Origin of the sequence: Micromonospora sp. MH99 (assembly GCF_021442385.1) — a bacterium.
Lineage (GTDB): Bacteria > Actinomycetota > Actinomycetes > Mycobacteriales > Micromonosporaceae > Micromonospora.
Map to the genome: position 1 here is coordinate 15,875 of NZ_MUZA01000012.1, position 12,308 is coordinate 28,182.

Here is a 12,308-nt window from a genome sequence, read left to right on the forward strand (position 1 = left end):
CTCAGACCCCCATCTCGGCCTCGTACGCCCGGCGCAGACGACGCCGGGCGGAGGGCGCGAGGCACAGGTGCCAGGCCTGCCCCTCGTCGATGACGTTCAGCTCGCCGGCGTCCTGGCGGGCCAACAGCAGCTCCGCGAGGGTGTCGCGGGCGCCGAACCGCTCGAACCAGGCCAGCTCGACGTCGGCCGAGTAGCCGAGGCAGTGCCCGCTGGGCAGCATGGCGGCGTAGCCCAGGCGACGCAGCCGGTACTGGTGCTCGGTGCTGCGCACGAGGCTGGTCACCCACAGCGGCGGGGTGGCCGGCGGCGCGGCGGCGGCGAACTCCCGGCCGAGTTCGTTGAGCAGGGCCACCACCTCCCGGCGGGCACGCCGGAACAGCAGTCCGGCGGTGTGCGGGCTCGCGTGGGGCCGCAGTCGCCGGCGCAGTCCGCGCGCGACGCGGCCCAGGACGGTGGCGGGTTGCTCCTGGTACCGGAAGCGCAGCAGGTCCCGGCGGCGCAGCCATTCCAGGTCGACGAGGTCGGCGCTGCCGTTGACCTGGTCGTCGGTGACGAAGATCGGGGCGTCCTGCCACCACAGCACGTCGATGCGCGAGAGCAGGTAGATCCGCACCAGCGCGGTGAGGTCCCGCGCCGAGGTGCGTTCGTTCGGCTGGTAGCGGGCCATCTCCAGCAGCAACGTCTCGCGCGCGCCGAGCAGACCCTGCGGGGTGGCGTCGAGCACGGCCGCCAGGGCCGGCTCGCGCAGTCGCTCGTCGATGAGCACCTGACGGGCGCGGGTGCTGGTGGCGTCGGCCAGGGCGCCCACCTCGACCAGCAGGTCGGCCACGGCCGCCCGGTAGGCGGCGAGGTCGGGCGCGGCGGTGGGCAGCCGGCGGGCGGCGGCGCCGGTTGGCCGGCGGCGGGCGGGGGCGGTGGGCGACGCGGGCGGTCCGGGCTGCTGCCCCGGACTACGGCTGGGCACTCGCATGACGGGGTCCCTTCTCCGGTCACGGCGCGGGATGAATCGCCCTGAAACACACCGTAATAGTCCGGACCAGGCAGCTACCGAACAATCCTCCGATCTACCCCCGAACGGACGCGACCACCACCGGCAGGCGGGCGGGGACCCTCAGTCGCCGTCCGCCGGAACCAGGTCCTGCACCTCGGCGTACGACGGCAGTCCCGCCGCGCTGCCCCCTTCAGCGCGGATGGCGTCGGCGGCGGCGACCGCAGCGCCCAGCGCGGCCCGGAACAGCAGGGAGCCGGTGCTGACCCGGGCCACCCCGGCCCGACCAAGCTCGCTCAGCCCAGGGCCGCCCGGCTGGTACAGCGCGTTCACCGGCGCGTCGAGCCGCTCGGTGAGCAGGCGCAGCGTCGCCACGTCGACGGTGCCGGGCACGAAGATGCCGTCCGCGCCGGCCGCCCGGTAGGCGTGGGCGCGGCGCAGGGCCTGCGGCAGCGGGTCGGGCACGTTCAGCCACCACGTGTCGGTGCGCGCGTTCACGAACAGGTCCGGCACCGCCGCCTTGACCGCCGCGATCTTCTCCGCGACGCACTCGGGGTCGGCGAGGGTGCCGTCACAGCGCCCGTCCTCCAGGTTGATCCCGACCACACCGAGGCCGGCCAACTCCGCCACGTACCCGGCGACCTGGGCCGGGTCGTCGCTGAACCCGGCCTCCACGTCGACGGTGAGCAGCACCGGCAACCGGGCGAGCCGGCGGGCCAGGGCCAGGGTCTCGGAGGCGGTGGACGCCGCGCCGTCGGGAAGGCCCGCGGTCGCGGCGACCCCGAGGCTTGTGGTGCCGACCGCCCGATGGCCACGCGCGGCGAGCGCCGCCGCCGAGGCGTGGTCCCAGGCGTTGGGCAACAGCAGGGGACGGCCGGTGTGGTGCAGGGCACGGAACGCGGCACGGCGCTCGATCATCGGACGCTCACCTCCACTGTGGTCGGGACGCGCAGGGTCGGGTGCGGCTCGTGGCGCAGCGGACTCGGGGTGCGCCGGCAGCGTTCCCGCAGCACGTCGAGCACCCCGCCGGCCAGCGCGAGAGCATGCCGGTCACCGGGGCAGCCGCGCTCCCCCGCGCCGAAGGTGAGCAGACCGGCGCCCGGTCGGCCGGGGCGGAACGCCTCCGGCTCGCCGAACGCCAGCGGGTCGCGGTTGGCCGCGTCGAAGCGCAGCAGCACCGGGCTGCCGGCGGGCAGGTCCCGTCCGCCCAGTCGTACCGCGTCGACCGTGACCCGTCGGGTGGCCCGGACCGGCGGGTCCAGGCGCAGCACCTCGGCCAGCAGGTCGGCGGTCCCCGCCGTGGTCGCGACGGCCGGGCTCAGCAGGTGGTGGGCGGCGGCGCCGATCAGGCCCGCGGTCGCGTCGCACGCCTGGACCAGCAGACCGATCAGGTTGGCCCGCACCTCCGGCGGGGCCGGCGGGCAGAGCGCCAGCAGCGCCGCCACCGCCCGGTCGGCCCGCGCGGCCAGCGCCGGGTCGACCCCCGGGTGGTACGCCGCGGCGACGACCGCGACCGCCGTCCCGGCGGCTGCCGGATCGACGAGACCGAGTCGGCCGGCCAGGACCCGCAGTGGCACCGGTCGGGCCAGGTCACGCATCACGTCCAGCTGGCCGCCGGCCCGGTCGAGCACTGCGACGGTCAGCCGGGCCGCCTCGTTGCGCAGCTCGTCCGGGTCCAGCCCGGCCAGCGCGGTCACCCCGATCGCGCGGCGCTCGGCGTGCCGTCGGGGAGGGCTGAACCTGCTCACCGAGGCGCGCAGCCAGGCGAGCGTGCCGGGCGGACCGCTGTCGACGGCGGGCACCCGCAACGCCGGGTCGGTCAGCGCCGCTCGAACGTCGGCGTGCCGGGTCACGCACCACCCGCCGCCCGGCTCGAAGGTGGGCGGGCCGCACGCCGGCGTTCCCGCGGCGGGCGCGATGTCCGGCCAGATGTCGATCACCGCTCGACCGTAGGACCCGAACCGTTCGCTCCCCACCGAACAGTTCCGCACGCACCGCACCTGATGGTGCCCGATCCAGGATGCCGTGCCGGCGGGCGGCGGGCGGCGGGCGGCGGGCGGCGGCCCAGGGTTCCGTGCGGTTCCCTGTAGAGCTGCCCCAGATATGGGCCACTACCCGCCCGGCGGGACAGTCGTCATGCCGGTCGAGTCAGCGGATCATGCGCAATCGCCAGCAAGACAGACCCCTCCCCTCGCTCCCGCTCGCCAGCGGCACGCCAGGCCGCATGCGAAGGACCACACACGCATCAAGACACCTCGCCAATGCAGATCTTGGACAGTTTCCGTTAAGAGAGAACGGAAACTGTCCAAGATCTGCGGCACCGACAACCCGACGACGCCGTCCGTCCCCGGGCGGCGGGCCGTCCGGGGAGCACGCAAGGACGGCGGCCCGTCCAGGGACCGGCAAGGACGGCGCGTCCGGGGATTCCCCAAAGGCGGCGTGACCGCGCGGCCATCGTCACCCGGCACGGCCGTTGTCACGAGCAAGGCCGTCGTCACAAGACAGCCATCATCACCAGGACAGCCGTTGCCGACCGGCACGGCCGTTGCCACCAGGACGGACGGCGTCAACACGACAGCCCTTGCCAATCGGGACGGACATCGGCACCTGCACAGCCGTTGCCAACCGGCACGGACATCGACACCAGGACGGACGTTGCCGCCGGCGTCACCGGCGCGGCAGTGAACACTGTCGCGCGCCGCGGGGGTGCCGCCCCATATCTGGGGCAGTTCTACAGGGCTTGCGGAGGGTGGGGCCGGCTCCGGATGGGGGCACGGACAACGGCGCGAGCCTTCCCCGACGACGCGGTGCGGGTCTCTGTGGGCGCCGCCGCGCGGAGTCGACGTGGCCGGTGATCGAACGCCCCACACCCCAAACGCCCCACACCTCAAACGCACCGCACCTCAAACGCACCGCACCGTCGAACGTCCTTCACCGCAAACGCCCTGCACCGCCGACCGCCGGCACCGCCAGCACCGCCAGCACCGCCGGCACCCCACACCGCCGGCACCCCACACCGCCGAACGCCTGCACCGCCGAACGCCTGCACCGCCGAACGCCCCGCACCGCCCCGAACGACGTGTGCCCCTGCCCGTGGGACGGGTAGGGGCACACGTGTGCGGTGTCGCGTCAGCGGGCCGTACCGGCGCGGCGCTTGTTGTAGACGTCGAACGCGACGGCGACGAGCAGGACGAGCCCCTTCACCACCGACTGCGTCGACTGGTCGATGCCCATGAGCTGCATGCCGTTGCTCATCACCGCCATGATCAGACCACCGACCATGGCACCGACCACGGTGCCCACGCCACCGGTGACGGCCGCGCCACCGATGAATGCCGCGGCGATCGCGTCCAGCTCGAACATGTTGCCGGCCGCGGGCTGCGCGCCGTTGGACCGCGACGAGTAGATGACGCCCGCCACCGCCGCGAGGAAGCCCATGTTGACGAACATCCAGAAGTTGACGGTGCGGACCTTCACACCCGACAGCGCCGCGGCCGAGAGGTTGCCGCCGATCGCGTAGACCTGGCGGCCGAAGACCGTACGCCGGGTGAGCAGGCCGTAGACCAGCACCAGCACGGCCAGGATGATCAGTACGATCGGGAGCCCTCGGGCGTGCGCCAACTGCCAGGCGAAGTACATGAGGACCGCGCCCACCAGGACGACCCGTGCGACGAACAGCGGGAACGACTCGACCGGCTGCTGGTAGCGGATGCGCGCCAGGCGGGTGCGGAAGCCGCTCACCGCGTACCCGGCCACGGCGAGGGCGCCGATGAGCAGCGTGAACGCGTCGAAGCCCTGACCGCCGAGCAGCCCGTTGAGGAAGCCCGCCGCGACCTTCTGGTATTCGGCCGGGAAGGGCGACAGCGAGATGTTGTCGAGCACCTGCAGCGTGAGGCCCCGGAAGAGCAGCATGCCGGCCAGGGTCACGATGAAGGCCGGGATGCCGGCGTACGCCACCCAGAACCCGTGCCAGGCGCCGACCGCGATACCGACGGCCAGTGCCGCCGCGATGCCCACCCACCAGGGGTGACCCTGCTGGATCACCAGGACGGCGGAGACCGCGCCGGTCAGCGCGACCACCGAGCCCACCGACAGGTCGATGTGCCCGCCGATGATGAGGATGACCATCCCGATCGCGAGCACCAGGATGTACGAGTACTGCAGGACGATGTTGGTGATGTTGCCGGGACTCAGCAGCACCCCGTCGGTCAGGAGTGCGAAGAGCGCGACGATGACGACCAGGGCGACGTAGATCCCGCTCTGCCGAAGGTTGTTCAACACCAGCGCCCGCAGGTCGCTCGTCCCACTGTGCAGGGCGGCGGCGGGTGTGCTGTCCGGGGGCGTCGGGCGCTCCGTCGAAGGGGTTTTGATGCTGGTCATCCGACGAGCTCCTTGTCCTTGGTCATCAGCTCCATGAGGCTTTCCTGGGTCGCCTCGCCGACCGGCTTCTCGCCGGTGATCCGGCCAGCGGCGAGGGTGTAGATGCGGTCGCACATGCCGAGCAGCTCCGGCAGCTCGGACGAGATCACGATCACGGCCTTACCCGCGGCCACCAGCCGGTTGATGATCGTGTAGATCTCGTACTTGGCACCGACGTCGATACCCCGGGTGGGCTCGTCCAGGATCAGCACATCCGGGTCGGTGAACAGCCACTTCGACAGCACGACCTTCTGCTGGTTGCCTCCGGAGAGCTTGCCGACCACCGCCATGACGCTGGGCGTCCGGATGTTCATCTCCTTGCGGCTGGCCTCGGCAACCTTGATCTCCTCGTTGCCGTTCACCCAGCCCAGGCGGGCCAGCCGGTCCAGGGCCGCGGCCGAGACGTTGCGCCGGACGTCGTCGATGAGGTTGAGGCCGTAGCGCTTGCGGTCCTCGGTGACGTAGGCGATGCCGTTGTCGATGGCCTCCGCGACGGTACGGGCGTTGACCTCCCGCCCGCGTACGAAGAGCTTGCCGTGGATGTCGCGGCCGTAGGAGCGGCCGAAGACGCTCATCGCCAGCTCCGTCCGGCCGGCGCCCATCAGCCCCGCGATGCCGACGACCTCACCGGCGCGCACCGACAGGCTGACGCCCTCGACGACCATCCGTTCCTGGGTCGGGTGCCGCACCGACCAGTCCTCGATCCGCAGCACCTCCTCCCCTGGCGACGAGACGCGATCGGGGTAGAAGCTCTCGATGTCGCGTCCGACCATGCCCCGGATGATGCGCTGCTGACTCACGTCGTCGGCGCGCATGTCCAGGGTCTCCACCGTGCGGCCGTCGCGGATGACAGTGGTCGAGTCGGCGATCGCGGTGATCTCGTTGAGCTTGTGCGAGATCATGATGCAGGTGATGCCCTGCTCTTTCAGCTGCCGCAACAGGCCGAGCAGGTGTGCCGAGTCGACGTCGTTGAGGGCAGCCGTCGGCTCGTCGAGGATGAGCAGGCGCACCTTCTTCGACAGCGCCTTGGCGATCTCCACCAGCTGCTGTTTGCCGACGCCGAGCTGGATGACCGGGGTGACCGGGTTCTCGTGCAGCCCGACCGACGCCAGCAGTTCGGCCGCCTCGGCGTTGGCCTTGTTCCAGTCGATGAGCCCGCCACGGCCACGCCGCTCGTTGCCGAGGAAGAGATTCTCGGCGATCGACAGGTAGGGCACCAGGGCGAGTTCCTGGTGGATGATGACGATGCCGTTGGCCTCGCTGTCCCGGATGCCCCGGAACTGCATCGGCTTGCCGTCGAACAGGATCTCCCCGTCGTACGAGCCGGAGGGGTGAACGCCGGACAGCACCTTCATCAGGGTGGACTTGCCGGCGCCGTTCTCACCGCAGATGGCGTGGATCTCCCCCCGGCGTACGGCGAGGCTGACGTCCTCCAGTGCGGTCACCCCGGGGAACGTCTTCGTGATTCCACGCATCTCGAGGATGGTGTCGTCCATTGTCACTGTCCTCTGTCGGGTCTGGACGCGGTCCATCACGGCGTCGGGCTCGGCGGTTGTCCGCCGAGCCCGACGGGGTGACTTACTTCTTGGCCTGACCGGCGGCGACCTCTTCCGCCGTCCAGTAGCCGGAGTCGATCAGCGTCGCCTTGATGTCGTCCTTGTAGACGGTCGCGATCGGCAGCAGGTAGGCCGGAACGACCTTGACGCCGTTGTTGTACGTCTGCGTGTCGTTCGCCTGCGGCTGCTTCTTCTGCAGGAACGCCTCGGCGGCGTTCACGGCCTGGTCGGCGAGCAGGCGGGTGTCCTTGAAGACGGTCGAGTTCTGCACGCCGTCGTTGATCAGCTTGATCGAGGCGATCTCCGCGTCCTGACCGGTCACGACGGGCAGCTTCTTGGCGCCGCTGCCGTAGCCGGCGTTCTGCAGGGCGGTGATGATGCCCCGGGAGATGCCGTCGTACGGCGACAGCACGCCGTCGACCTTCGAGCCGTCGTTGTAGCTGGAGGTCAGCAGGTTCTCCATCCGCTTCTGCGCGGTCTCCTGCTGCCACCGCAGGGTCGCCACCTGCTCGGGGGTGGTCTGCTTGGACTTCACCTTCAGCGTGCCGGCGTCGACGTACGGCTTCAGCGTGTCCATCGCACCGCCGAAGAAGTACTGCGTGTTGTTGTCGTCGAGCGAGCCGGCGAAGAGCTCGATGTTGAACGGCCCCTTGGCGGTGCCCTTCGAGCCGTCCTTGTTCAGCAGGCCGAGACCGACCAGCAGCGCGGTGCCCTGGGCGACGCCAACCTTGTAGTTGTCGAAGCTGACGTAGAAGTCGACGTCCTTGCTGCCACGGATCAGCCGGTCGTAGGAGATGACCGGGATCTTCGCGGCCGCGGCGGCCTGCAGCTGGCTGCTGAGGGCGGTGCCGTCGATCGCCGCGATGACCAGGACGTCGGCGCCCTGGGTGATCATCTGGTCGACCTGCTGCGACTGGGTGGGGATGTCGTCGCCCGCGTACTGCAGGTCGACCTTGTAGCCCTTCGCCTCCAGCTTGGACTTCACCGCGTTGCCGTCGGCGATCCACCGCTCGGAGGTCTGCGTCGGCATCGAGACACCGATCGTCAGGTCCCCCGGCTTCTTGTCGCTGGTGTCGCCGCCGCTGCCGGCACCTCCACCACTGCACGCCGCCAGGCTCAGCGCCAGCGCCGCACTACCGAGAGCAACCAGGAATTTCCTGCTCACGGGCTTCTCCTCTCCCGATTCCCCCCGCTGACCGCCGGGGCCACCTGTCATCTTTCGGGTAGTGTTAGCGCTCACATCGGGCACGTCAACACTTGATCCGAAATACCGGTGTCACGGTCTCGTAACGGAGGCGTCGCCGTCGACGTCACCTCCCGTAACCCGGGCCGCGATCGATCGACGGCCGCAAGTACGTGCTCCGGAACGGTCTGCGCGTGGACCGCTCGCCGAGCACGCGCCGGCAGGACCGACGACGAGGCCGGCTGGTGGACCGTCCGCCGAGCACACGACGGCAGGACCGACGAGGCCGCCGGTTGGTGATCGACGCACGCCGGCAGCGACGGCGAAGCGGTGAGCCGCGCGGCGGCCTCCGAGGCGTACGACACCGGGCGCCCCCTCAGTGGCGGGGCGGGGCGACGCTGTCGCGGGCGACGAGGGCCGGGGCGATGGTCTGCCGCAGGGCACCCCCACCGATGCCCGACTCGATCTGGGTCAGCAACATCTGCAGGCTCGCCCGGGCCACCGCGTCGAAGTCCGGTCGTACGGTCGTCAGCGGCGGAATGAAGTACGCGGCCTCCGGCACGTCGTCGAAACCCACGACGCTGATCTCGGCCGGCACCCGCCGCCCGAACTCGTGCAGGGCCCGCAGCACGCCCAGAGCGAGGTGGTCGTTGGCCGTGAAGATCGCGGTCACCTCCGGCATCCGGGCGAGCATCTGCCCGCACCGGTAGCCCGACGACGCTGACCAGTCCCCGTGCATCAGGGGCGGTGGGTCGATCCCCGCGGCCAAGAGCGCCGCCCGCCAGCCCTCGATCCGGCCGGCGCTGTCGAACCAGTCGGACGGCCCCGAGACGTGCCACACGGTGCGGTGCCCGGCGTCGAGGAGATGCTGGGTCGCCGCCCGCGCGCCAGCCACCTGGTCGACGGTCACCAACGGCACCGGCCGGTGCGGATCGCCGTCGACGGTGACCAGTGGAACGTCCTTGGGCAGCCGTTCCAGGGCCTCGCCGGCCGACTCGACGGGCGCGATGACGACGATGCCGGCCACCCGGTGCGCCAGGTGCCGTTCGACAGCGGCGGAGATGGAGCGGTGGTCGAGGTTACGGACGCTGCCCACGCTGACCGCGAAGCCCTCCTCCGCGGCCGTCTGCTCCAGGGCGGCCAGCAGCGACGCCGGGCCGTAGAGGGTCGTGTTCTGTGCCACCACGCCGATGACCTGGGACCGGCCGGTCACCAGTGCGCGCGCGGCGCCGTTCGGGCGGTAGCCGAGTTCGGCGATCGCCGCCCGTACCCGCAAGCGGGTCTGCTCACGCACGTTGGGGTGCCCGTTGAGCACCCGAGACACCGTCTGGTGGGAGACACCGGCCAGACGAGCGACGTCTGTCATCGCGGGACCGTGCACGGCCATTTCACTCCCCCCGCCTGCAACCCGACCCGCGGCCCGTCGACGTTGACTGGAGCGGCCCGGCCCGATCCCCCTCGCTCAGCCACCACGCCGGTGCTGAATCGCAGGTGACCAGCGCTGGATCGCCGACAGTCTACGCCAGGCACCGCCTCGAACACGGAACGGCTGAGCGCGAACGACACGGCGTGTGCCAGGTCGGGCGGCCAGCGCCACGCGCCGCGCCTGCCGGACGCCCCGACCCGGGCCGGCCACAGCGGACCGCCGCCCCGCTCCGCGCTCCTGGACAGAGCGCGGAACAGGGCGGCGGCGGGCCGGAGCCGGGGACGTGGACACCTTCCGCGGTGGGAGGGGTGGTCCGTGCGCGTCACCCGTGGATTACTGGTTGTGTGACCGGCGTCACGGTGTCGTCAGGTCGAATCGGCGCACGGTGACCGCGCCACCGAGCGCCTGGGTGGCGTGGTTGAAGATGGCGAACCGGTAGCCCATGAAGAACTGCCAGTTGTTCGCCAGGGTCAGGGCGTTGCCGAAGGACGTGAAGTTGACCCCGTCGGTGCTGTACGAGAAGCGGGCCTGCCGGCCGGACCCGGGTCTGATGTCGGCGTTGGCCCGCAACCAGATCCGGCCACCGGAGACTGCGGTGCTCGCCACCTCGCTGCCGGTGCTTGTGGTGTTCCAGCTGTCGTCCATCGTCAGCCCGTTCTGCATGACCAGGCGGGTGGACCCGTTGTCCCGTCGGACCCCGATCCAGGCCGACGAGTTGCGCAGCACCGCCAGGCCGGTGCGATCACCGTCGCGCATGGTGGAGTAGTCCAGCTCGATGGTGGCGGTCGAGGTGGGTCCCTGGATCCGGTGGGTCAGCGTGTTGCGCGCCTTGTACAGGTCGCCGGTCACGGTGGCGGTCTGCAGGGTCAGCCCGTTGTTGACCGACCACTTGCTGTTGTCGGGGTTGTGGTTCCACTCCCACTGCGGGCCGAGGGTGGTGCCGGCGAACGTGTCGGTGCCGGTGAGTGGCTTCACCGCCCGGGGCGCGGCGGGCAGGTTCGGCTTCGGGTACGAGCTGCCCCACGTGCCGTTGACGGTCTGCAGGACCGGCCAGCCGTCGCCGGTCCAGGTGATCGGCGCCATGGCGGGCATCCGGCCACCGGGGTACGCGTCGACGAACGCCATGTAGTACCAGTCGCCGTTCTGCGTCTGCACCAGTCCGCCCTGGTGCGGCACGCCGCCACCGGAGATCGGGCCGGGCAGGTTGAGCAGCACCTGACGCTGCTCGTAGGGGCCGAACGGGCCGTTTGTCGACTTCAGCACGTACTGGCCGTTGGCCGGCCGGGTGAGCCAGATGTAGTAGGCGCCGTTGCGCTTGTAGAAGCGCGCGCCCTCCAGCGTCCCGATGCTCGACGGCGTGCTGTAGACCTGCTGGCTGCGGACCTGCGTCTTCCCGTCGGCGGACAGCTGCGCGACGCTGATGTTGGTGTTGCCGTACGCGACGTACATGGTGTCGTTGTCGTCGATCAGCATGCCGGCGTCGTAGTAGCAGTTGGGGATGGTGGTGAGCTTGCTCCACGTCGAGTCGACGGCGGACGCGGTGTAGATGTGGGTCTGCGCGAAGTCGATGCACCCGGCCCAGTAGAACGTCTTGTTGCTCGGCCGGTAGTTCAACGTCGAGGCCCAGATCCCGTCGACGTACGCGTTACCACCGCTCATGTCGTACTTCGAGCCGAAGTCCAACCGGGGTACGGAGTGCCCGGCGTACTCCCAGTTCACCAGGTCGTACGAGCGCAGCACGGGAGCGCCCGGCGAGTAGTGCATGGTGGAGGCCGACATGTAGTAGACGTTGTCGACCCGGATGATGTCGACGTCGGCGAAGTCCTGCCAGACCACCGGGTTCGAGTAGGTGCCGTTCGACGGGGGCGGCGTGGTGGGCGGCGGCGTGGTCGGGTTGCCCCCGCCGTCGACGCGCACGAGCTGCCACTGCTGGTTGGTGCCGTTCCAGTCGTCGTACTGCACGATGTTGCCACCATCGGCGGTCGACGCGCCCTGCACCTCCATCGCCTTGTTGCTGTTGCGGTTGATCAACCGCACATAGCCGCTGTCCGAGTCGGCCAACCGGAACTGCTGGTTGGTGCCGTTGTTGTCGGACCACTGCACGATCGCCCCGCCGTTGGCCGTCGAACGGCCGGACACATCCAGCACCTTGCCCGACAACCGCGACTTGACCCGGTAGTAACCACCCCCGGAGTCCACGAACTGCCACTGCTGCTGGTTCCCGTTGTTACGCGTCCACTGCGTGATCCGCGCACCGTCGTTCGTGGCCAGGTTGTACACGTCCACAGCCTTACCGCTGTTGCGGTTCACCAACACGTACCACGCGCTGGTGTCCACAGTCGCCGCTGACGCGGGCGCTGCGGCCACCGCCGCGGCCGCGCCACCGACCACAAGTGTCATCGCGGCGACCGCGAGTCTCGACAGCCACCCGCGCCGACGTGGCGCACCCGGGGGAACCCGACCGATGGAAAGCATGATCCTCCTCTGCTGACGCGAACCGTGCGGTCTGGGTCGGCGTCCGCGGCACCGGGCGGGGCACCGAGCTGACCACGCCCGGCCATGTGATCGCTAACACCGATCGTCCGACCGTCGCGGCGACGAGGTGCCGAAACCGCGGGGTAGGACGCGCGCGCGGCCGGACCAGCCAACGACATCGACCATCTTGGCTATAGACTGTGAGCGATAACATGCTGTTCGTCAAGTCGTAACACAACCGCCTCGCGGCCCCGCCGGCGC

At 70.5% G+C, this 12,308-nt stretch carries 8 protein-coding genes; all 8 read right to left on the minus strand.

Translation table 11 applies throughout. The features are described from left to right. Position 1: 1 nt before the first annotated feature. The 8 genes from B0E54_RS09040 to B0E54_RS09075 all read right to left on the minus strand — a co-directional run bounded on the left by B0E54_RS09040 (position 2) and on the right by B0E54_RS09075 (position 12,047). A complete protein-coding gene (locus tag B0E54_RS09040) occupies positions 2-970 on the minus strand; it encodes a hypothetical protein (protein ID WP_234582834.1) in 969 nt (322 codons plus the stop codon). Between the two features lie 141 nt (positions 971-1,111). Then, on the minus strand, positions 1,112-1,906 hold the full coding sequence (locus B0E54_RS09045) for an isocitrate lyase/phosphoenolpyruvate mutase family protein (protein ID WP_234582836.1): 795 nt from the start codon (positions 1,904-1,906) through the stop codon (positions 1,112-1,114). Beyond that, positions 1,903-2,928 carry a cytochrome P450 gene (locus B0E54_RS09050; RefSeq protein WP_234582838.1) on the minus strand — a complete coding sequence of 342 codons (1,026 nt, stop codon included), beginning with the start codon at positions 2,926-2,928 and terminating at the stop codon, positions 1,903-1,905. Before B0E54_RS09050 ends, B0E54_RS09045 begins: the two co-directional genes overlap by 4 nt. A gap of 1,189 nt (positions 2,929-4,117) precedes the next feature. Then, positions 4,118-5,368, minus strand: coding sequence for a multiple monosaccharide ABC transporter permease (mmsB, locus tag B0E54_RS09055; protein ID WP_234582840.1), 1,251 nt, complete (start codon positions 5,366-5,368; stop codon positions 4,118-4,120). Next, complete coding sequence (gene mmsA, locus B0E54_RS09060; protein WP_234582842.1) at positions 5,365-6,903, minus strand: multiple monosaccharide ABC transporter ATP-binding protein; 1,539 nt, start codon at positions 6,901-6,903, stop codon at positions 5,365-5,367. Before mmsA ends, mmsB begins: the two co-directional genes overlap by 4 nt. A gap of 82 nt (positions 6,904-6,985) precedes the next feature. After that, a complete protein-coding gene (gene chvE, locus B0E54_RS09065; RefSeq protein ID WP_234582843.1) occupies positions 6,986-8,128 on the minus strand; it encodes a multiple monosaccharide ABC transporter substrate-binding protein in 1,143 nt (380 codons plus the stop codon). A 394-nt stretch (positions 8,129-8,522) separates the two neighbouring features. Continuing rightward, a complete protein-coding gene (locus B0E54_RS09070) occupies positions 8,523-9,512 on the minus strand; it encodes a LacI family DNA-binding transcriptional regulator (protein WP_234582844.1) in 990 nt (329 codons plus the stop codon). Between the two features lie 414 nt (positions 9,513-9,926). After that, a complete protein-coding gene (locus B0E54_RS09075; protein WP_234582845.1) occupies positions 9,927-12,047 on the minus strand; it encodes a family 43 glycosylhydrolase in 2,121 nt (706 codons plus the stop codon). Between the last annotated feature and the right edge of the window lie 261 nt (positions 12,048-12,308).